The organism is Streptomyces sp. NPDC050560, assembly GCF_044457285.1.
Classification (GTDB): domain Bacteria; phylum Actinomycetota; class Actinomycetes; order Streptomycetales; family Streptomycetaceae; genus Streptomyces.
Window position 1 is genome coordinate 64,656 of record NZ_JBITGT010000021.1, and the last position, 19,618, is coordinate 84,273.

The window sequence follows — 19,618 nt, forward strand, 5'->3', positions numbered from 1 at the left end:
ACCGGCCATCGGCCTCCACACCGACTCTCCACACGAGCGCGCGGACGAAGCCCACGACCGCCCCGGTCGACGCGTGAACCGTCGGCACGACGAGACCGTTACAGCTTGCGTAATACTCGGAAGCTCATCCGGTCAGGAGGGGTGAAATGGCGTCACAACGCGCCGCAGAGCTAGAGCGGAAGCTGGAAAGCATAGAATCCGACATGGGCCGCGTCGAGGGGTGGCAGGAGGACAATGTTGCCGATATGGCGGAGATGGGCCAGCTCTTCAACTACCTGAATAACGACCAACTCCGCCGGGCTTCCGCAGAGGAATGGAGCACCGGCCAAGAATATGGGACAGCGAAAAGCGCCTCCGATGCCCTGCGTCAGAGCGACAGCGAGTGGCGGGAGGCCTATAACCAGGGGGGAGTGTCCCTCGCGGACGTACAGCAGGTCCATACGCAGTACGTCGACGCCCTGGACAAAACAGTGCGGGCCGCCCGCTCCCACGAGAAAAGCATGCGCCGCCACGATGAAGTGCAGAAAAGGTACGTGGAAGTGGTGAGAAACAACATCCTGGCCGCGCAGGACAGGCAGCGGGAGATGGAAAAACGGGAGGCGCTTGCCGGGCCCGTACGCGGTAATCCGCCCACCGATAATTCACACGACCCGGGAGGGCCCTCATCCAGCCGTCGCCATGACCCGAGAACCCGCGGGCATGGCACCAAAAAGAGGAGCCACGGCCGGTAGACAAAGGCGGACACCCCGGCCGCTCGCCGTGACATTCCCGCCGCCCGCAGCCGGGAAGCGCGAGCCGGCCGGGTCGGCGGCGTCGAGGGCGAGAGTGCCGGGCCGGGAGGCGGGTGGCTCAGGGGGTCAGCCCCGTCGCAGGCGTCTTCTGAGGGCCGGGCCCAGGCGGACCATCACGCGCTTGTCGATTCCTGTCACGCGCTTCTCCGTCTTTGTCACCCGGTCGGTGACGGCCGCGAGTTGTTTTTCCAGGGACGTCAGGCGGGCGGTCAGGGCGGTGTTCTTCTTCTCCGCGTCCGTGAGCCGCTTGGTGAGGCCGGTGATCTTGCGGTTGGCGGCGGCGGTCTTCTCGGCGTTCGCGGCGATCCGCGCGCGCAGCCTGCTGATCCGGTAGCGCATCGCGCCGTCGTCCGAACCGTCCCACGCCCCGATGGACGGCGGCAGGTCGAGCGCGGCGACGCGGGCGTCGAAGGCGGCGCCGCGGTCGCCGTGCGTGTACGTGTTGCGCAGCCCGTTGCGGTCGAGGAAGGCGACCATGCGCGCGAAGCGCTCCCGGTGCCCGCCCGTCAACTCCCGGTAATCGGCCTGCTCGTACAGCTTCTCCGGCGGGATGTCCGCCGGGGTCTCGCTCAGCAGCCGGTACGGGATGCCGAAGTAGCGGCAGAGTTCGAGGGTGCGCGAGTCGTGGGCGAGCATGACGGCGGGGGTGCCGGCGAGCAGTGCGGCGATGTTGCCGTGGATACGGGTGCCGTACGCGAAGTCGTAGCCCGCGAGTTCGGCGAGCCAGGTCGCCGGGTCGACGGGGACCCGCACCTTGTCCTCGGCGAACAGGGGGTGCGTCATCTGGAGCGGGAACGGGTCATGGCGCCCCTCGGCCTCCGACGTGTCGCCCCAGAAGAGGAGTTCGGCGTCCACGAGGTTCTGCGCGTAGTACATGAGGTGCGGGAAGCGCTCGTGCGCGTGCCGTGCGAGGCCCGCGACGTCGCCGACCGGCAGCGCGTCGGGCGACAGGTTCAGCGCGATACGGGAGCCGGGCCCGAAGTCGCCCGGCTCGCGCGGGGCCGGGAAGGTGTCGCCGTGCAGGAACATCGACGGGCAGCCGATGATGTCGACGGCGTCGAAGCCGAGCCCCTTCAGATACGACGCGGTCAGCTCGCCGCGCACGCCGATGGTGGCGGATCTCTCCAGCACCGCCCGGACGAAGCGTTTCACCGACTCCTCGATGGGCCGCAGCGTCTCGGTCGCGTAGTCCTCGCCGACCTGGGCGCCGACGCCGATCACCACGACGGGAATGGTGAGCTGCTCGACGAGCGCGGAGAGCCGGTCGAGGGACTTCTTCCAGTCGGTCCTGAAGGCGTTGGCCAGCGGGATGACGAAGGCGTCGTACTCCTCGTTGATCCGCGCGGCCCGCTCGGCCGACGTGTCCGTCCTGATGCCGTTCGACACGACCTCGGTGCCGGGGAGGGTCAGCAGCTTGTGCACGGAGTCGCTGAAGAGCAGGTTGCCGGTGTTGGTGCCGAGGAGGTCACGGTGGATGTACTCCTCGTGGGTCACGACGTCGAACGGGCTCTTGCCCGAACGCATCAATATGCGCTTCATCGGTATCTCTCGGCCTTCCCGGCGGTGTGAGCGTGGCGTGACGGCTTCGCGGAGTTTAACGACCGCTGACGCACACTTGAACGAAACGGGAGAGACGGTTCGCGGAACTTCCGCCCGCGCCCCGTCCCCGCTCCGTCCCGTGCCAGTTCACGCCCCCGGCGCCCGGGAGCGCGCGCGGCTCACCCCGGCTCGTGCGGCGGCAGCCCCCACCGTTCGGGATGGGCCGCTATGTCCGCCGTCAGCGCCTCGTGGGTGGGGTCCACGACCGCCCACGAGTGCCCGGGGGGATGCCCGGCGTACAGCTCGCAGCCGTGGCCCCCGTGCGGTACGGCGGTGCACCAGCGCAGCGTCGCGAACCGGTGGCCGCCGTCACCGTCGTTCCACAGGAACCACACCGCCGCGTAGGGACCCGGCACGTCCCACAGGTGGTCGGCGTGCTCCCCTTCATGCCCCGCGCCCAGCTCGCAGGCGGCGTAGCCGTTGGCGCACCAGACCGGGTCCTCCGGCGGGTCACCCGCCGCGCCCGCGCGCAGCAGCGTCTCCGGTACGGGCAGCCGCCGCAGAGCCGTGCACTGCAACATCACACCCTCCTCCTCTCTCACGTCCCCGGCCCGCTACGTGCCCCTGAGGGCCTTGCAGTCGGCGCAGTTGACGGGCCGCAGCCACTCCGTGACCAGCTCGCCCCGCCGCCCCGCACCGCACTTCGGCCACAGGAACAGCGCCCCATGGCGATCACGCCGCCAGCGCAGCTCGTGCACCGTCATCACGTCCTCGCCGACCGTGCCCACCGGGTCCACCGGGTCCACGCCCATGACCCCCGCCGACCGCCTGCCGTCCTTCACGGAATCCTCCTTCGGCTCTTCCTGTGGAGCGCGGCGATGGCTATGAGCTGCCGCCGCTCCCAGGACGTCGCCGGGCGCAGCCGCCAGTAACGCACCCGCCACACCAGCCCCGTGGGCCGCATGACCTCCACGTGCACCCCGTCGGTGGCCGTCACCACACCGGGCATGCCACGCTCCGAGCAGAAGACCGCCATGCCGGGAGCGACCTGCCCCGGATGCGTGAAACCGGCCGCGTGCACGCGGTAACTCCCGCCGCCCCGCGCGCCGTTGGCGCCCGCGCGGCTCACCGCTCGTCCAGCGTTCTGAGATGGGCCTCGATCTCCCGGCCCAATTTCAGGGCCCGTTCGACCAAAACCTCTAACGGCGTCGATTCGTTCTGTTCTTCGAGGACGCACGGCGGAGGCGATTCCGCGGCGCTCTCACGAGCAATGGCAGTGTGCTTCCGGGACAAGGCTCGCTCCTCTCCGTAGCGACACCACTACCGGGGCACTTAGGGTGACCTAGAGCTTGAACCCGTTCAACCTGCGAAAGCTGACCTGAAAAGTTGGGAGAGGAAATGGTCAACCTCAAAGAATTAGACCCAGAGAGCAGTCCCCAGGCGGCCTACGGGGCACGCGTACGCCGCTCACGTGAGACGCGTGGCTGGAAGCAGGAGGACCTGGCCGAACACACCGGCTACTCGGCCACACACATCTCCGCGGTGGAAACTGCGCGTAAGATGCCTACTCTTCGTTTCTCGCGCAGTCTTGACTTGGCGTTCGGAACAGAGGGAACGGTAGACACCTTCGAGCGCCAGTGGCGGGAGATCCGGACCGGGTCGCTTCTGGAGGGGTTTCCGGAGTATGTGGGGCACGAGGGTCGGGCGGTTGAAATCCGCGTCTACGACACCGGGATCATCCCTGGACTTCTGCAAACTCCTGAGTACGCAAGGGTGTTGGCAGACAGCGCTGCACGGCGAGGCGCCATCACCCAGGAACAGGCAGACGAGCGTGTTGCGTTCCTTGCAGAGCGACAAGCAGCGCTAGTGCGAGTGCGACCACCCATGCTGTTCGTCACCATGGACGAGAGCTGCATCCGCTGGATCATCGGCGGTGGGGAGGTCATGGACGCCCAGTTGGAGCGGCTGATCGAGTTCGCCGAACAGCCAAACAGCCTCTTGCAAGTGGCACCGTTCGAGATGGGGGAACGCCGCACACTCGATCGCCCGATCAATCTCCTGACCCTGGCGGACCGGTCTGTGATCTGCTACGCCGAGTCTCAGGCCCAAGGACACCTGGACCGGGAGAGCACATCGGTGGTGCCCATGCTGACGGCCTACCATCAACTACAGGGCGAGGCGCTGTCACAAGCGGCGTCGGTGGCCATGATCCAGAAGTTGCGAAAGGGCATCCAGTGACGACCGAAACCCCCCGTTGGTTCAAGTCCTCGTACAGCAACAACGGCGGCACCTGCGTCGAGGTCGCCGCCAACCTCGTCGCCTCGCGCGACACCGTCCCCGTCCGCGACTCCAAGAACACGAGCGGCCCGGTCCTCAACCTCGGCGCCGACGCGTTCTCGTCTTTCGTGGACGGCGTCAAGACGGGCACGATGGGCACCAACTGAGCGCAGCGCACCACCGACCCCGTCGCCCCACGTCCAGCGGGCGGCGGGGTCGGCCGTTCCCCGACGAACCCGGAAGGAAGCGCCATGACGCCGACATCCCCCCACTGGTTCACGTCCTCCTACAGCAACAACGGCGGCGACTGCGTCGAGATCGCCACAAACCTCGCCGCCTCACACGGCACCGTCCCCGTCCGCGACTCCAAGAGGACAAACCACGACGGCGCACAACTGTCCGTTACGGCCGAGGCATTCGCGACCTTCATACACGCCGTGCGAACGGGCATGCCCGGGACGAAGTAACAGACAGGCCGCACCCACGCGAAGCCGTATCGCTGGAATGTGCAACGGGGCGGCAGGTGGTCGCGGGTCAGCCGTGGCAGACGCCGTCGGGTGTGATGCGCACGCGGCTGCCACCGTCGGCGCGTCGGTCCACGTCGCCGACGCACGCGCCTACGAGCCGTCGGCGTGCACAAGACAGGCCGTGCGCCGCCCGTCGCGTTCCTCGTAGTGGCACTCGACCCCGGGCACGGCGAGTTCGAAGGTGCCGCTCTGCGGTAAGGGGCTGTTCTCGCCCTGTCCGTACGCCAGATGCAACGCGAAGGGACAGGGCGGATTTCGCTCTTGCGTACTGACGTTCGAAGCTTCACGGTGCAAAGGCGGCCGTTGTACTCCTTCGATTCATTGAGGGGAGGGATACACATGGCACGGCCGGTTGAGACCACGACAACGGGGACGGAACGCGAAGACGAGAACGCACCGCCCGCAGTGATCGAGCTGGGCGACGCTGCCACCCTGACACGGGGTGGCAGCGGCAGCAGCACCGAAGACAAGCGCTATCAGTACGGGTGATGAAGTGCGGCGCCGCTTCCCAGGATGGGCAGCGGCGCCGCTTGGTGTCCTGAGCCGTCCGGGGAGGACACGGCATGAAGTGGTTCGGAGGATGCGCGCCTGGCGGACGCACGATCATCCCGGCAGGAGCCCGCTTGATCTGGAATGATCCGCCGTTGTGGACGGTAGGAGCGTGGCCAGAATCCACCGTTCGGACCGCAGGCAACGAAGAGGGGCGGCTGGCCGTCTTCGGATGGTGCTCGGCGGACGAGGCCGCCCTTCTCCGGGCGCTGACCTGCCCGGACCTCTCCGCCTTCGGACATGTCTGGGCAGGGTCGTTCACGGTCGTGCGCGCTCGTACTGCCGACACGGTTGAAGTGATCACGGACGGGGGCGGAGCCTGCCCCGTGTACACGGTGCCCATGGTTGACGGGGTGGTGTGGGGATCAAGTTCACGGGCGATCGCCAGCCTGAAGGGAGGACGGGTCAATACTGACTGGCTCGCCTCTTACCTGTTCGAGGCCCAGCAGCAAGCGGCTGGACAAAGCGCGTGGGTGGGCGTCGATCTGGTTCCAGCGGGTCACCGCCTGGTCATGAAGGGAAACCAAGCTCGTACGTCCGCCTGGTGGACCGTCGGCCATCGGCCATACGACGAGGCCGCCTCACTGGTGCGTGACGCACTTACCGAAGGAGTGCGGGCACGCGCGGCCGGCGTCGCCACGTCCTGTGATGTTGCAGGTATGGACTCCAGTACTCTCGCGCTCTTCGCCTCCCGCGTCGGGCCGGTCACGGGGATGACGGTGCATCCTGCCGAGTCGCCCGGGGGCAGTGACGTGGCCAACGCTCGCGCGCTTGCCGAGGCGCTACCGGGACTGCGCCACATACTCTTCCCACTGGACGAGAGACATCTACCGTTCGGCACGGCCGAGGCGGAGTTACCCGCAACCGACGAGCCGGCGCCGTCCTCGGTCACCTGGTCACGGCTCTCCGCGCAGTTGCGCCATCTCGTTCGCCTCGGTATCGACAGCCATCTGACGGGAGACGGCGGCGACACGCTGTTCCGTCCTCCCCCGGCTCATCTGTCCGACCTTGTTCGTGCTCGGAGGTGGGGCCGGCTGCTTGTAGACGCTCAGTCATGGGCGCTTGCGCGGCGCGTGAGCCCTTGGCATCTGGTGAGAGCAGCGATCCGTCATGACCGTTACGCGCTCGCGGGCGGGGGTGGGAGTTGCCCGCCGTGGATGACGGTCCGCGTCTCCGGCGAGCTTGCCGAGAACGGTGCTCTGGGAGCGGCGGACGCGGCGCTCTTGGGGGAAATGCGTTACGTGGCACGCTCGGCACACACCGAACGACAGCTTGCCGAAGCGCTTGGGATCGAACTCCACAATCCCTACCTCGACGGCCGTGTCCTGGACGCCGTTGTCTCTGTGCCGCCGTGGCAGCGCTGTTCCACCACGCGGTATAAGCCTCTCCTCGTTGATGCGGTCGGCTCATTGCTGCCGCCCAAGGTCCGGGACCGCAGTACCAAAGGAGTCTTCGTCGGCGAGTTCCACCGTGGGCTGCGCGCGAACCTTGCCCGCACGCTCGAACTCGCTGACGGGCGCCTCGCCGCGCTCGGCCTGGTTGCCCCCAGTCCGCTGCGCACAGCTATACACACGGCCTCGCTCGGCGCTGAAACGGCGTGGCCGGCTCTACTTCCCACTCTGAACGCGGAACTGTGGCTCGCCGCAGTCGAACGAACTCCCGCCCCGGTGTGGCACGACCGGGCGGAGTTCGCTGCGTGAAGACGCAACGCGTGGTGACCGTGATCACTGACTATGGCGCGACCATCACCCTCGACTATCGGACCGGTGTCACCTCGCTGCGCCCCTCAGTATCGACACCCCCACCTGAGCCATTTGTTCGGCTCATGTCGTCGGGACCGTCCTGGGGCGCGATCGAGACGCCGGCTGTCCTGCCGCTCGTCGGCACGGTTCCGGTGGCGTGGCGAGTGGCCGCGCTCCCGGCGTTGCTGGTGACAGCGACTGTTCGTCTCGTGGGTACGCGGCGAAGACGCTTTGCACGGCTGGTCCGTCTCGGCTGCTACGGTCGGGGCCTCAAACCGGCTACACACAGCCAAGCCGAATACGCGGTGCGTGCGATCCGGTGGGCTTCCCGTGCCTTCCCTGCCCGTTGGGGATGCCTGGAACAGTCGACAGCCGCAGCAGCGCTGCTCGTCGGGCTCGGGCGTCGCGCCGAGTGGCGCCACGGCATCGCTCTGGACCCCATACGTCTGCACGCGTGGATAGCTGACCACGAGGGGCAGCCGATCGAAGAGCCGCCCGAGACCACCCTGTACACCACGATTTGCACACCGGACAGCCCCGGACCACCTCGCCGGGGTCCGAGAGGAGCGACCCTGTGAGCCAGCCTCATATCCTTCTACGCGGCGACAGGCTCGCCCTGGGCCTGCCTCGACACGACCTCCTGCCCGAGTACCACCGCTGGGAGAATCACCCCGGGACCATCCTCGGGTACGGCACCCAGATGCCGACGTCCTGGGAGGCCCGTGCCGCCGGCTGGGACGCCCAAGCTCGCAGCGAGATGCGCCGTTCGTTCGAAATCGTACGACTCGGAGACGAACGGGCCGTCGGCATGACCGTGCTCTATGTCGACCAAGCCGTACAGCGAGCCGAGTACATCGTCCTTCTCGCCCCCGAGGAGCGTGGGAAGGGCTACGCCGCCGAGGCGACGACCTTGACACTCGACTGGGCGTTCAACCTGGCAGCACTGCGCGGCGTCTGGCTCAAGGTACTGGAGCCGAACCGGGCGGGCATCGCTGCCTACGAGAAGGCGGGCTTCCGGCAAGCCGGCCGTCTCCGTAAGGCCGGGTACTGGCTTGGCCAGCCGGTGGACGAACTCTTGATGGACGCCCTGCCCGAGGACTTTCCAGGCACGTCCCGGGTGGCCTCGCACGCCGCTGACTGAAGCATCGCCCGTGCTGACGGCGGCGCCTCCGTAGAGGTCGCCACCAACCTCGTCGCCTCGCACGGCACCGTCCCCCTCCGCGACTCCAAGAGGACAAGCCACAACGGCGCGCAACTGTCCGTTACGGCCGAGGCATTCGCGACCTTCCTACACGCCGTGCGGACAGGCATGCTCGGGACGGAGTAACCGGCAGGCCGCACCCACGCGGAGCCGTATCGCCGGAATGGTGGGTGGCGTGGGCTCAGTTGGCGAGGTTTACCTGGGTTCTGTGGTGGTCGCCCTTTTCCAGGAGGTCGACGAGGCCGAGGGCGTAGTCGGGGGCGGAGATCGCGCCGCCGTCCTCGGGGGCGACCGCGACCTCGTCGCCGAGGCGGTAGTGGCCGAGGCGTTCGCCCGGCATGTGCGCGCCGAACCCGAGGGGCGGGCTGACGAAGACCCAGTCGAGGGTCGCGGGCGCGGCCGGCAGGTCCTCCATGACGAGGGCGGCCCCGGCGAGGATCTCGTCGTGCAGCTCCGCGGGGACGGCGCTGAGGTCGGTGACGAAGCGGGCGGCCCCGGGGGCGGGGCGCAGCGAGGAGTAGCCGCCGACGACGTACAGGCGGGCGCCCGCGGCGGCGGCGAGGCGCGCGAGGGTGCGGTTGACGTCGCGGAAGGCGGCGGCGAGCGGGCCGCGCGGGGCGAGCGCGGCCACGACCGCGTCCGCGCCCGCGACGGCGGCCTTGAGCGCCGCCTCGTCGGTGGCGTCGCCCTGGACGTAGGTGGCGCCCGGGACGGGCTCGGCGGGGAGCGCGCGGCTGAACGCGGTGACCTGGTGGCCGCGGGCGGCGGCCTCCGCGACGATGGCCGAGCCTGCGTAGCCGGTGCCGCCGATGACGGTGATGCGGGACACGGGGGTGCCTTTCCACGGGGGTGAGGAGGCGTCGGACGACGCGCCGCACTCACCGTATGAACGTTGCTCTCCGACCGGAAGAAGGCACTTTGCGGTAACCACCCCCCGCCCCGGGGGCTCGCGGGCCGGGGTACGGCGCCGCGGGCCGCGAGGGGTGGGGGCTGCCCGGTGTCGGGGCTCGGGCGGGCGTCAGGCGGAGGCGGTGTTCAGGGCCTCAAGTTCCGTGTCGGACAGGCGCAGGTTCTCCAGGGCGACGAGGGCCGGGACCTGGTCCACCGCGCGTGCGGAGGCGATCGGTGCGGCCACCGTGGGCTGCTGGGCCAGCCAGGCGAGGGCGACGGTGGCCAGCTCGGCGCCGTGCGCGGACGCGATCTCCTCCATGGCGGCGAGGACCGCGGTGCCGCGCTCGCTGCCGGCGTAGCCGCCTGCCAGCCCTGGCATGTCGCGCACGGAGTCCACGGTGCGGCCGGGCCGGTATTTGCCGGTCAGAAATCCCGAGGCGAGGGCGAAGTAGGGGACACAGGCCATCCCCTCCCGCTGGACGATGTCCCGGCGCTCGCCCTCGTAGGTGTCCCGGGAGACGAGGTTGTACTGGGGCTGGAGCACCTGGTAGCGCGCCAGGCCCTCGCGGTGCGCGAACCGCAGCATGGCGTCGAGGCGTGCCGGGCCGACGTTGGACGCGCCGAGGGCCCGTACCTTTCCGGCGCGCACCAGTTCGTCGAGCGTCGTCACGACGTCCTCCACCGGCACCGACTCGTCGTCGAAGTGGACGTAGTACAGGTCGATATGGTCGGTGCCGAGACGCCGCAGCGAGTCCTCGGCCGCGGCCCTGATGTTGGCGGGGTCCAGGCCCTTGCGCTCCGGGTGGTCGCCGACCTTTGTGGCGACGACGACGCGGTCGCGGTTGCCGCGCGCGGCCAGCCACTCGCCGATGATGCTCTCGGACTGGCCGGCGTGGTTCCCGGGGAAGTACTGCATGTACGAGTCCGCGGTGTCGACGAAGTTGCCGCCCGCGGCGGCGTAGGCGTCGAGCACGGCGAACGACTGCTCCCGGTCGGCGGTCCAGCCGAACACGTTGCCGCCCAGACACAGCGGCGCGACGGAGAGATCTGATCCGCTCAAGTTCTTGTGATCAAACATCGTTTCATTAGACACCCGTTGTGCGGGGCTTCGGTCAACTGGCCTTGGGGGGTGGCGTGAACGGGAGTGGTCCTGCCGGGGCGGGGCCGTTCCGCCCCCACTTGCTCGGGAATTGCGCATTTCTTTCGAGAATGAACGCGGGCGGGTGTTAACGGGGTCGATCGGGCGCGGTTTCGGTGTTCGGGCGGGGAGTCCGCGGGGGCGGTGTCCGTGTGCCGGGAGGGGGCTTCGGTGCCTCCCAACTGCTCTCCCGCGCCGTCGCGTTGCCCCTCCGTGCCGCCATGCGTCCGGCCGCCGCGGCTGAGGGGTCCATACACCCTGGTCAGCGTCGAGTCGAGCACCTTATGCGGTATTGCGTGACTTCCCGCAGCAAAAATACCGTAGCAACCACGATGCTCACTTTTGCCGCAGAAGATCAGGAATGCACGCTTTTACGCATGCGATCGCGCTCACGCCCCGCGTGACGCCTGACCTCTCAGGAGGCCACTGTGACCGCTCCGGCCCACCCCCTGCTCGACTGGTCCCCCGAAGCCGTCGTCTTCGACTGCGACGGCACCCTCATGGACACCGAACGCCACTGGCAGGAAGCCCGGCAACGGGCCTTCCGCACCTTCGGACTGCACGCGCCACCGCGGTTCGCGGAACAGGCCAAGGGCATGCACTACGCCGACTGCGGGCGCCTCATGGCGCAGGCGGTCCACAAACCCGAACTCACCGCCGACCTGACCACCGCACTCCTCGACCAGTTCATGAAGCTCGTCGAGGACGACCCGGTGACCATGCCGGGCGCCGCCGAATTCGTCCGCACGCTCTCCGGACGGCTGCCGCTGGCGGTGGCCAGCAACTGCCCGCTCGACGTGGTCAAGCAGAGCCTGGAGGGAGCCGGGCTGCTGAGACACTTCCGGCACGTCGTCGTGCCCTCCGCGCCCCCGGCCGGGAGCAACGGGGCCTGCACACACGCCACTTCCAACGGGCACGCCCCACCCGACACCGTGCTGCCGAAACCATGGCCCGACGTCTACTCCCGTGCCGCCCTGCTGTGCGGGGTACGCCCGCACCGCGCACTCGCCGTCGAGGACTCCCTGACCGGCGTGGGCTCGGCCCGCCGCGCCGGACTACGCGTACTCGGAGTCGGCCCCCACCCCGCCCCGGTCACAGAGAGTGACAACCAGCCCGACTTGTGGGTATCCTCACTCCACGCACCCGAGCTGCTGACCTGGGCCAGAACACGGGTGCCCGGAACGGCGTGGGACGGGACCTGACCTCCGTGGGAGAAGGCTCTAGGCGCCCTGGGGGAGGCTCGGGCTCCCTCCCCCGGCCCCGTCCACACCCTCAAGCGTCGCGTTCGACGGCTCGGTGCGGGCTCGCAGGTCGCGGGAGACATCCTCCGCGGCGGCCACCACCCGTACCGCGTTGCGCCACGTCAGCTTGGCGAGGTCGGTGCGGGACCAGCCGCGGTCGGAGAGTTCCGCGATCAGGCGCGGATAGCCGGAGACGTCGTCGAGGCCCCGCGGGGTGTGCGCGGTGCCGTCGAAGTCGCCGCCGATGCCGATGTGGTCGACGCCCGCCACGTCCCGCATGTGGTCGAGGTGGTCGGCCACCGTGGCCACGGTGGCTTCGGGGCGCGGGTGTTCCGCCTCGAACGCGGCGAGTACCGCCATCGCCCGCGGGGTGTGGTCAAGGTGGTAGAAGCCCTCCGCGACGAGGGCGGCCTCGGCCGCCGCCGTCCAGTCCACCGCCGCCTGGAGCACGAACTTCGGGACGAACGTGGCCATCGCCACACCGCCGTTATCGGCGAGGCGTTCCAGGACGTCGTCGGGCACGTTCCTCGGGTGGGTGCAGAGGGCGCGCGAGGACGAGTGCGAGAACACGACCGGCGCGGCCGTCGCGTCGAGTGCGTCGCGCATCGTCGTCGCCGCCACATGCGACAGGTCGACGAGCATCCCGGCGCGGTTCATCTCCCGTACCACGACGCGGCCGAACGGCGAGAGGCCGCCGACGCCCGGTTCGTCCGTGGCGGAGTCGGCCCACGCGGTGTTGTCGTTGTGGGTCAGCGTCATATAGCGCACGCCGAGCGCGGCGAACGTCCGCAGCACGGCGAGCGAGTTGTTGATGGAGTGGCCGCCCTCCGCGCCCATCAGCGAGGCCACCCGGCCCTCCTGGCGGGCGCGTTCCATGTCGGCGGCGGTGGTCGCGCGGGCGAGGCGGTCGGGGTAGCGCTCGATCAGCCGGTGCACGCAGTCGATCTGCTCAAGTGTGGCGGTGACCGCGGCGTCGCCCGGCAGGTCGGTGCGTACGTACACGGACCAGAACTGGGCGCCGACGCCGCCCGCGCGCAGCCTGGCCAGGTCGGTGTGCAGGTGGGCGCTCTGGTCCTCGGCGATGTCGCGGGCGGCGAGGTCGTACGCCACCTGCTGGCGCAGCGCCCACGGCAGGTCGTTGTGGCCGTCGACGACGGGGAACTCGTGGAGCAGCGCCTCGGCTTCCGCGGTGGTCACCGGCCGCCTCCGAAGCCGAAGCCGCCGCCGTTGCCGCCCGCCTTGGCGCGCAGTCTGCGGCCCTTCTCCGCGGCCTGTTCCCGCAGTTCGCCCTGGAACTCCAGCATCCGCTCCCGCAGTGCCGGGTCGGAGGCGGCGAGGATGCGTACCGCGAGCAGCCCGGCGTTGCGGGCGCCGCCGACCGAGACGGTGGCGACCGGGACCCCCGCGGGCATCTGCACGATGGAGAGCAGGGAGTCCATGCCGTCGAGGTGCTTGAGCGGCACGGGGACGCCGATGACGGGGAGGGGGGTGACGGAGGCGAGCATGCCGGGCAGGTGGGCGGCGCCTCCGGCGCCCGCGACGATCACCTTGAGGCCGCGCTCCGCGGCGTGCTCGCCGTAGGCGATCATCTCGTGCGGCATGCGGTGCGCGGAGACGACGTCGGCCTCGTGGGGGACGCCGAACTCGCCGAGCGCGAGGGCCGCCGCCTCCATCACGGGCCAGTCGGAGTCGGAGCCCATGACGATGCCGACGGCGGGGGCGGACGCCCGGGCGGCTCCCGCGGTGGCGTCGCTGTCCGCGCTGCTGCTCATTCGGTGATCGTCCCTCGTAGGTAGCCGGCGGCGTGACGGGCGCGTGCGAGCACGTCGTCGAGGTCGTCGCCGTAGGTGTTGACGTGGCCCACCTTGCGGCCGGGTTTCACGTCCTTGCCGTACATGTGGATCTTCAGTGCGGGGTCCCGGGCCATGCAGTGCAGGTAGGCCCCGTACATGTCGGGGTAGTCACCGCCGAGGACGTTGCACATCACCGTCCACGGGGCGCGGGCGCGTGGGTCGCCGAGCGGGAGGTCGAGCACGGCCCGCAGGTGGTTGGCGAACTGGGAGGTGGTGGCGCCGTCCTGGGTCCAGTGGCCGGAGTTGTGCGGGCGCATGGCGAGTTCGTTGACGAGGACGCGGCCGTCGGCGGTCTCGAACAGCTCCACGGCGAGGTGTCCGACGACGCCGAGTTCCCCGGCGATGGTGAGGGCCAGCTCCTCCGCGGCGAGGGCGAGGGACTCGTCGAGGCCGGGCGCGGGGGCGATCACGGTGTCGCAGACGCCCGCGACCTGCTGGGACTCGACGACCGGGTAGGCGACGGCCTGGCCATGGGGGGAGCGGACGACGTTCGCCGCGAGTTCGCGTACGAAGGGGACCTTCTCCTCGGCCAGTACGGGGACCCCGGCCCTGAAGGCAAGGGCGGCCTCGTCGGCGCGGTCCACGACCCAGACGCCCTTGCCGTCGTAGCCGCCGCGCACGGTCTTGACGACGACGGGGAAGCCGTCGCCCTCGGCGGCGAACGCGGCGACGTCGTCCTGGTCGGCGACGAGGCGGTGGCGGGGGCTCGGCGCTCCCATCGCGTCGAGCCTGGCCCGCATCACGCCCTTGTCCTGGGCGTGGCGCAGCGCGTCGGGTCCCGGGCGCACCGCGACGCCGTCGGCCTCCAGGGCGCGCAGATGCGCCTCGGGTACGTGTTCGTGATCGAAGGTGACCACGTCGCAGCCGCGCGCGAAGGCGCGCAGGGTGTCGAGGTCGCGGTAGTCGCCCACGACCACCTCGCCCGCGACCTGGGCGGCGGAGTCCTCCGCGCTGTCGCTGAGAAGCTTGAATCTGATGCCGAGCGGGATGCCCGCCGCATGGGTCATGCGGGCGAGCTGTCCTCCTCCGACCATGCCGACTACCGGGAACGTCACGCTCCCAGGGTATCGGCCGCCGTGCCGGGCCCCGAGGGGGCGTTTAGCATGGACCGGGCGGCGCATCCGTCCGGCGCGCGTCGCCCCGCGCCCCCGGCCCCCGGATGCGCGCGCCGCCCGGGGCACGACCGGCCCCGGGCACCGACCGACGGGGGCTGGGCGGACACATGGACCAAGGCGGCACGGGGCGCCACGGCGGCCTCGCGGACAGCGCTCCCCCTCCTTCCCCGGCCGCCACGGGGCCGGGGAGTGGCTCGCTGCGCGGGGGGCTTGCGCGGCTGTTCTCGGAGATCGCCAAGTTCGGTGTGGTGGGTGCGGTCGGGCTGCTGGTGAACCTGCTGGTGTTCAACCTGGTCAGGGGCGTCACCGACCTACAGGTGGTGCGGGCGAGCGTGATCGCCACGGTGGTGGCGATCGTGTTCAACTACATCGGGCTGCGCCACTTCGCGTACCGGGACCGCGACAAGGGCGGGCGCACCCGGGAGATGACGTTGTTCCTGCTGTTCAGCGTGGTGGGGCTGGTCATCGAGAACGGGGTGCTGTACGCGGCGACGTACGGCTTCGGCTGGGACGGTCCGTTGCAGAGCAACGTGTTCAAGTTCCTGGGGATCGGTATCGCGACCCTGTTCCGTTTCTGGTCGTACCGGACATGGGTGTTCAGGACGCTGCCCGCGCGTGGGGCGCAGGGGGCGGCGGTCGCGGCGGGTGGTACGGGGCAGGGTGCGCGAGGCGGTGAGGGCCGCGGGGCCGCGGGCGGGGCGCGGGCGGCGGCGCGGGGGGCCGGGGGCGGCCCGGGCTGAGGCCGTCGGAGCCCAGGCCGTCGCAGGCCGGTGGCGGGCCGGGGCCTGCGGTTCAGCGGACGGTGGGTTCCTGGTCGTCCTGGGGGCCCCTGCCCTGGGTCCTGGAGAGGAAGAGGCCGAAGACGGGCGGCTTCGTCTGGAGCATTTCGAGGCGGCCGCCGTCCGCCTCGGCGAGGTCGCGGGCGACGGCGAGCCCGATGCCGGTGGAGTTGTGGCCGCTGATGGTGCGCTCGAAGATCCGCGCGCCGAGGTCGGGCGGTACGCCCGGGCCCTCGTCGGTGACCTCGATGACGGCCTGGTTGCCGGTGACGCGGGTGCGCAGGGCCACGGTGCCGCCGCCGTGCATCAGGGAGTTCTCGATCAGTGCGGCGAGCACCTGGGCGACGGCGCCCGGGGTGCCGACCGCCTGGAGGTGCCGCTTGCCCGAGCAGACCAGGGCGCGGCCCGCGCTGCGGTAGGCGGGGCGCCACTCCTCCATCTGCTGGACGATGACCTCGTCGAGGTCGAAGGTGACGGCGTTGCCGCTGCGGGGGTCGCGGGAGTTGGTGAGCAGCCGCTCGACGACGTCCGTGAGCCGTTCCACCTGGGTGAGGGCGACGGTGGCCTCTTCCTTCACGGTGTCCAGGTCGTCGGTGACGGTGATCTCCTCAAGCCGCATCGAGAGGGCGGTGAGGGGGGTGCGGAGCTGGTGGGAGGCGTCGGCGGCGAGGCGGCGCTCGGCGGTGAGCATGCGTCCGATGCGCTCCGCGGAGCTGTCGAGGACGTCCGCGACGCGGTCGAGTTCGGGGACGGCGTAGCGCTTGTGGCGGGGGCGTGAGTCGCCCGAGCCGAGGCGTTCCGCGGTCTCGGCGAGGTCGGTGAGGGGGGAGGTGAGCCGGTTGGCCTGGCGCACGGCGAGCAGTACGGCGGCGACGATGGCGAGGAGGGCGACGAGGCCGATGATCAGCAGGGTGCGGCCGACTTCGCGGGTGACGGTGGAGCGGGGCTCCTCGACGGTGACCGTCTCGCCGCGCTCGCCGCGCGCGGTGGCCCTGATGACGTCGCCGTCGGGGCGGGTGCCGACCTCGATGGGGCCGCGGCCCGGGATGCGGATGACGGCGTAGCGCTGGGCGAGCTGGTCCTTGATGATGTCGCCGGTGATCTGCTCGTCGCTGAGGAGTCTGCTGTCGACGATGCTGCCGAGGCGTACCGCCTCGGACTCGACCCGTTCGCGGGCGCTGTTGGTGATCGTCCGGGTCTCCACGATGACCAGTGAGACGCCGAAGACGGCGATCACGACCAGCACGACGGCCAGTGTGGAGTTGATCAGTCGGCGGCGCACGGCGTCCTCCGGACGGTCTGGGCAGGCACCCGCCCAGTGTGCCGCACCCTCCGGGGGCCGCCCGCCGCCGCCGGGGGCGCGTGGTCCGCGGTGTCGCGCCGGGCCGCGGGGCGGGTCCTGTCAGCTCTTCTCGAAGCGGAAGCCGACGCCGCGGACGGTGGCGATGTAGCGGGGGTTGGCGGCGTCGTCGCCGAGTTTCTTGCGCAGCCAGGAGATGTGCATGTCGAGGGTCTTGGTGGAGGACCACCAGGTGGTGTCCCAGACCTCGCGCATGAGCTGGTCGCGGGTGACGACGCGTCCCGCGTCCCTGACGAGGACCCGCAGCAGGTCGAACTCCTTGGCGGTGAGCTGGAGTTCCTCCTCGCCCATCCAGGCGCGGTGGGACTCGACGTCGATGCGTACGCCGTGGGTGGCGGGGGCCTGCTGGGGTTCGGCGGCGCCGCGGCGCAGCAGTGCCCTGACCCGGGCGAGGAGTTCGGCGAGGCGGAACGGCTTGGTGACGTAGTCGTCGGCGCCCGCGTCGAGCCCGACGACGGTGTCGACCTCGTCGGCGCGCGCGGTCAGGATCAGGATGGGCACCGCGTGCCCCTCGGCCCGCAGCCTGCGGGCCACCTCAAGGCCGTCCATGCCGGGCAGACCCAGGTCGAGTACCACGAGGTCGACGCCGCCCTGCATGCCCGCGTCCAGCGCGGTGGGGCCGTCCTCGCGGACTTCGACCTCGTAACCCTCCCTCCGCAGGGCACGGGCCAGCGGCTCCGAGATGGACGCGTCGTCCTCGGCGAGCAGTACACGGGTCATGGTGGTGATGGTAGTCCGCGCGGCGGTGGGCCAGCGGCGCCCTCGGCCCCTCGCGGGCCGCCATGCGCGCGGCCGTCGTCACGTAACGGGTACGGGCGATCCCGTACCGTTATCTTCCCTGCTTGCGACCGAGACCCGCGAGGACCGAACCATGGCGTCAGCACCGACGGCGGCCCCGCTGGGCGCGCCCGGGGGCCCGGGCGGCGGGGGGACCTTCTTCGGCCATCCCCGCGGCCTCGCCACCCTGTTCCTCACGGAGATGTGGGAGCGGTTCAGCTTCTACGGGATGCGGGCGCTGCTGCCGCTGTACCTGATCTCGGGGGGTCCCGGCGCGTCGGGGGGCGCGCGGGGCGGGGGGCTCGGTCTCGGCACCGGGGCGGCGACGGCCGTCTACTCGGTGTATCTGGCGCTCGTGTACCTGCTGGCGATGCCGGGCGGCTGGTTCGGGGACCGGGTGTGGGGGCCGCGCAGGGCGGTGACGGTCGCCGCCTCGGTGGTGGTGGCGGGCCATCTGACGCTCGCGGTGCCGGGCGAGGCGGCGTTCTTCACGGGGCTCGCGCTGGTCGCGGCCGGCTCAGGGCTGCTGAAGGCCAACATCTCGACGATGGTCGGCCAGCTCTACCGCGGTCCTGACGATCCGCGCAGGGACGGCGGCTTCACCGTCTTCTACATGGGCATCAACCTCGGTGCCTTCGCGGCGCCGCTGGCGATCGGCACGGTGGGGCAGCGGGTGGGGTGGCATGTGGGGTTCGCGCTGGCGGCGGTGGGGATGGGGCTCGGGCTTGTGCAGTTCCTGCTGGGGACCCGGCATCTGGCGGCGGAGTCGGCCCGGGTGCCGCGGCCCCTGTCGGGGCGGGAGCGGGGGGCGGTGCTGCGCACGGCGGGGCTGTGGCTGGTGGCGGCGGCCGTGTTCTACGGGGCCGTGGTGGCGGCCGGCCTGTACACGCTGACGTGGGCGCTTGTGCCGATCACGCTGGCGGGGCTGCTGATCCCGGCCGCGGTGCTGGTGCGGATCAGGCGCGATCCGGCGCTGACGGACGCCGAGCAGGCGAGGCTCTCCGGGTATCTGTGGTTCTTCGTGGCGGCCGCGCTCTTCTGGATGATCTACGACCAGGGCGGTTCCACGCTGGCGATCTTCGCGGACGGCAGGACGGACACCTCGGTGTTCGGCTTCCGCTTCCCCGCGTCCTGGTTCCAGTCGGTGAACCCGGTGCTGATCATGGCGCTGGCGCCGGTGTTCGCGTGGCTCTGGCTGTATCTGGCGCGGCGGGGCGCGGAGCCCGACACGGCGGTGAAGTTCGCGTCGGGGCTGGGCCTCGTGGGTCTTTCGTTCTTCCTGTTCCTGCTGCCGCTCGGGATGACGGCGGGCGGCGGCAGGGCGGGGCCGCTCTGGCTGGTGGGGATCTACCTGCTGCAGACGGTGGGGGAGCTGTGCCTGTCGCCCGTGGGCCTCTCGGTGACGACGAAGATGGCCCCGGCGAAGTACGCCTCGCAGATGATGGGCGTCTGGTTCCTCGCCACCACCGCGGGCGACTGCGTCACGGGGCTGCTCTCGCTGGCGGGCGTCGGCCTCGACAGCACGGCCGCGGTGGCGGCGCAGGCCACGCTGGCGGCGGTGGCGGCCGCGGGGGTGTTCGCGTCGCGGACCCGGGTGCGGGGGCTGATGGGGGAGGCGGCGTGAGGGGGCGCGGGTGGGCGCGGTGGCCGGGCGGGCGCGCGCGGGGGTGCGGTACCGGGGCGGCGTGGTGAGGCACACGCGGCGCGCGGGGTGGCGGGCGGGGGGGGGGGGGGGGGGCCCGCCCCCCGGGCCCCCCCCCCCACCCCCCCCCCCCAACACGCCGGGGCCGCACGCACCCCCCCACCACGGGGGGCCCCCGCGGCGGGTAGAAACCCCG

General features: G+C 70.7%; 24 protein-coding genes. 12 read left to right on the forward strand and 12 right to left on the reverse strand.

Annotated elements, in window-relative coordinates:
* Positions 1-146 precede the first annotated feature (146 nt).
* Positions 147-731 (forward strand): hypothetical protein, encoded by a 585-nt coding sequence (locus ACIBIW_RS33915; RefSeq protein WP_399341926.1) that lies wholly within the window; start codon positions 147-149, stop codon positions 729-731.
* A gap of 126 nt (positions 732-857) precedes the next feature.
* On the opposite strand, the gene ACIBIW_RS33920 is transcribed toward ACIBIW_RS33915, so the two are convergent.
* From ACIBIW_RS33920 to ACIBIW_RS33935, 4 genes are all read right to left on the reverse strand, one after another.
* Positions 858-2,330 carry a polysaccharide pyruvyl transferase family protein gene (locus ACIBIW_RS33920; protein ID WP_399341928.1) on the reverse strand — a complete coding sequence of 491 codons (1,473 nt, stop codon included), beginning with the start codon at positions 2,328-2,330 and terminating at the stop codon, positions 858-860.
* Positions 2,331-2,509: 179 nt separating this feature from the next.
* Positions 2,510-2,911: a hypothetical protein gene (locus tag ACIBIW_RS33925; protein WP_399341930.1), complete on the reverse strand. Its 402-nt coding sequence runs from the start codon at positions 2,909-2,911 to the stop codon at positions 2,510-2,512.
* A 33-nt stretch (positions 2,912-2,944) separates the two neighbouring features.
* Positions 2,945-3,172 carry a hypothetical protein gene (locus ACIBIW_RS33930; protein ID WP_399341932.1) on the reverse strand — a complete coding sequence of 76 codons (228 nt, stop codon included), beginning with the start codon at positions 3,170-3,172 and terminating at the stop codon, positions 2,945-2,947.
* The gene (locus ACIBIW_RS33935; protein ID WP_399341933.1) at positions 3,169-3,411 is read right to left on the reverse strand and encodes a hypothetical protein; all 243 of its coding nucleotides are present in this window, start codon (positions 3,409-3,411) and stop codon (positions 3,169-3,171) included. The genes ACIBIW_RS33930 and ACIBIW_RS33935 overlap by 4 nt, the downstream gene beginning before the upstream one ends.
* Before the next feature lie 317 nt (positions 3,412-3,728).
* Here ACIBIW_RS33935 and ACIBIW_RS33940 point away from each other — a divergent pair, with 317 nt between their 5' ends.
* The 3 genes from ACIBIW_RS33940 (at position 3,729) to ACIBIW_RS33950 (ending at position 5,074) form a co-directional block, all read left to right on the forward strand.
* On the forward strand, positions 3,729-4,568 hold the full coding sequence (locus tag ACIBIW_RS33940; RefSeq protein WP_399341935.1) for a Scr1 family TA system antitoxin-like transcriptional regulator: 840 nt from the start codon (positions 3,729-3,731) through the stop codon (positions 4,566-4,568).
* Positions 4,565-4,774, forward strand: coding sequence for a DUF397 domain-containing protein (locus ACIBIW_RS33945; protein WP_399341937.1), 210 nt, complete (start codon positions 4,565-4,567; stop codon positions 4,772-4,774). The genes ACIBIW_RS33940 and ACIBIW_RS33945 overlap by 4 nt, the downstream gene beginning before the upstream one ends.
* Positions 4,775-4,858: 84 nt before the next feature.
* Complete coding sequence (locus tag ACIBIW_RS33950; RefSeq protein ID WP_399341938.1) at positions 4,859-5,074, forward strand: DUF397 domain-containing protein; 216 nt, start codon at positions 4,859-4,861, stop codon at positions 5,072-5,074.
* Positions 5,075-5,224: 150 nt separating this feature from the next.
* Here the strand turns inward: ACIBIW_RS33950 and ACIBIW_RS33955 are convergent, their stop codons facing one another.
* Entirely contained in the window at positions 5,225-5,368 is a 144-nt protein-coding gene (locus ACIBIW_RS33955; RefSeq protein WP_399341941.1) for a hypothetical protein, read from the reverse strand.
* 105 nt (positions 5,369-5,473) lie between these two features.
* Between ACIBIW_RS33955 and ACIBIW_RS33960 the strand changes: the two genes are divergently transcribed.
* From ACIBIW_RS33960 to ACIBIW_RS33980, 5 genes are all read left to right on the forward strand, one after another.
* The gene (locus ACIBIW_RS33960; RefSeq protein WP_399341943.1) at positions 5,474-5,623 is read left to right on the forward strand and encodes an albusnodin family lasso peptide; all 150 of its coding nucleotides are present in this window, start codon (positions 5,474-5,476) and stop codon (positions 5,621-5,623) included.
* 74 nt (positions 5,624-5,697) lie between these two features.
* Positions 5,698-7,383, forward strand: a complete 1,686-nt coding sequence (locus tag ACIBIW_RS33965; RefSeq protein ID WP_399341945.1) for an albusnodin/ikarugamycin family macrolactam cyclase — start codon at positions 5,698-5,700, stop codon at positions 7,381-7,383.
* A gap of 125 nt (positions 7,384-7,508) precedes the next feature.
* Complete coding sequence (locus ACIBIW_RS33970; protein WP_399342029.1) at positions 7,509-8,003, forward strand: lasso peptide biosynthesis B2 protein; 495 nt, start codon at positions 7,509-7,511, stop codon at positions 8,001-8,003.
* Complete coding sequence (locus ACIBIW_RS33975; RefSeq protein ID WP_399341948.1) at positions 8,000-8,566, forward strand: GNAT family N-acetyltransferase; 567 nt, start codon at positions 8,000-8,002, stop codon at positions 8,564-8,566. The genes ACIBIW_RS33970 and ACIBIW_RS33975 overlap by 4 nt, the downstream gene beginning before the upstream one ends.
* 3 nt (positions 8,567-8,569) lie before the next feature.
* Positions 8,570-8,752 (forward strand): DUF397 domain-containing protein, encoded by a 183-nt coding sequence (locus tag ACIBIW_RS33980; protein WP_399342031.1) that lies wholly within the window; start codon positions 8,570-8,572, stop codon positions 8,750-8,752.
* 55 nt (positions 8,753-8,807) lie between these two features.
* Here ACIBIW_RS33980 and ACIBIW_RS33985 read toward each other — a convergent pair whose 3' ends face one another.
* Both ACIBIW_RS33985 and ACIBIW_RS33990 read right to left on the reverse strand, forming a co-directional pair.
* Positions 8,808-9,455 (reverse strand): NAD(P)-dependent oxidoreductase, encoded by a 648-nt coding sequence (locus ACIBIW_RS33985; protein ID WP_399341950.1) that lies wholly within the window; start codon positions 9,453-9,455, stop codon positions 8,808-8,810.
* A gap of 189 nt (positions 9,456-9,644) precedes the next feature.
* The gene (locus ACIBIW_RS33990; RefSeq protein ID WP_399341951.1) at positions 9,645-10,595 is read right to left on the reverse strand and encodes an aldo/keto reductase; all 951 of its coding nucleotides are present in this window, start codon (positions 10,593-10,595) and stop codon (positions 9,645-9,647) included.
* A 488-nt stretch (positions 10,596-11,083) separates the two neighbouring features.
* On the opposite strand from ACIBIW_RS33990, the gene ACIBIW_RS33995 reads away from it, so the two are divergent.
* Positions 11,084-11,857: an HAD family hydrolase gene (locus ACIBIW_RS33995; RefSeq protein ID WP_399341953.1), complete on the forward strand. Its 774-nt coding sequence runs from the start codon at positions 11,084-11,086 to the stop codon at positions 11,855-11,857.
* A gap of 18 nt (positions 11,858-11,875) precedes the next feature.
* Here ACIBIW_RS33995 and ACIBIW_RS34000 read toward each other — a convergent pair whose 3' ends face one another.
* Genes ACIBIW_RS34000 through ACIBIW_RS34010 form a run of 3 tightly spaced genes read right to left on the reverse strand, consistent with a single transcriptional unit; the run spans position 11,876 to position 14,804 of the window.
* On the reverse strand, positions 11,876-13,093 hold the full coding sequence (locus ACIBIW_RS34000) for a dipeptidase (RefSeq protein WP_399341955.1): 1,218 nt from the start codon (positions 13,091-13,093) through the stop codon (positions 11,876-11,878).
* Complete coding sequence (gene purE, locus ACIBIW_RS34005) at positions 13,090-13,668, reverse strand: 5-(carboxyamino)imidazole ribonucleotide mutase (RefSeq protein WP_399341958.1); 579 nt, start codon at positions 13,666-13,668, stop codon at positions 13,090-13,092. The genes ACIBIW_RS34000 and purE overlap by 4 nt, the downstream gene beginning before the upstream one ends.
* On the reverse strand, positions 13,665-14,804 hold the full coding sequence (locus tag ACIBIW_RS34010; RefSeq protein ID WP_399341960.1) for a 5-(carboxyamino)imidazole ribonucleotide synthase: 1,140 nt from the start codon (positions 14,802-14,804) through the stop codon (positions 13,665-13,667). Before ACIBIW_RS34010 ends, purE begins: the two co-directional genes overlap by 4 nt.
* Before the next feature lie 167 nt (positions 14,805-14,971).
* Here ACIBIW_RS34010 and ACIBIW_RS34015 point away from each other — a divergent pair, with 167 nt between their 5' ends.
* Positions 14,972-15,604, forward strand: a complete 633-nt coding sequence (locus ACIBIW_RS34015; RefSeq protein WP_399341962.1) for a GtrA family protein — start codon at positions 14,972-14,974, stop codon at positions 15,602-15,604.
* Positions 15,605-15,656: 52 nt separating this feature from the next.
* Here the strand turns inward: ACIBIW_RS34015 and ACIBIW_RS34020 are convergent, their stop codons facing one another.
* Positions 15,657-16,925, reverse strand: a complete 1,269-nt coding sequence (locus tag ACIBIW_RS34020) for an ATP-binding protein (RefSeq protein WP_399341964.1) — start codon at positions 16,923-16,925, stop codon at positions 15,657-15,659.
* 120 nt (positions 16,926-17,045) lie between these two features.
* Positions 17,046-17,723, reverse strand: coding sequence for a response regulator transcription factor (locus ACIBIW_RS34025; protein WP_399341966.1), 678 nt, complete (start codon positions 17,721-17,723; stop codon positions 17,046-17,048).
* A gap of 151 nt (positions 17,724-17,874) precedes the next feature.
* On the opposite strand from ACIBIW_RS34025, the gene ACIBIW_RS34030 reads away from it, so the two are divergent.
* Positions 17,875-19,404, forward strand: coding sequence for a peptide MFS transporter (locus ACIBIW_RS34030; protein WP_399341968.1), 1,530 nt, complete (start codon positions 17,875-17,877; stop codon positions 19,402-19,404).
* Positions 19,405-19,618: the final 214 nt, after the last annotated feature.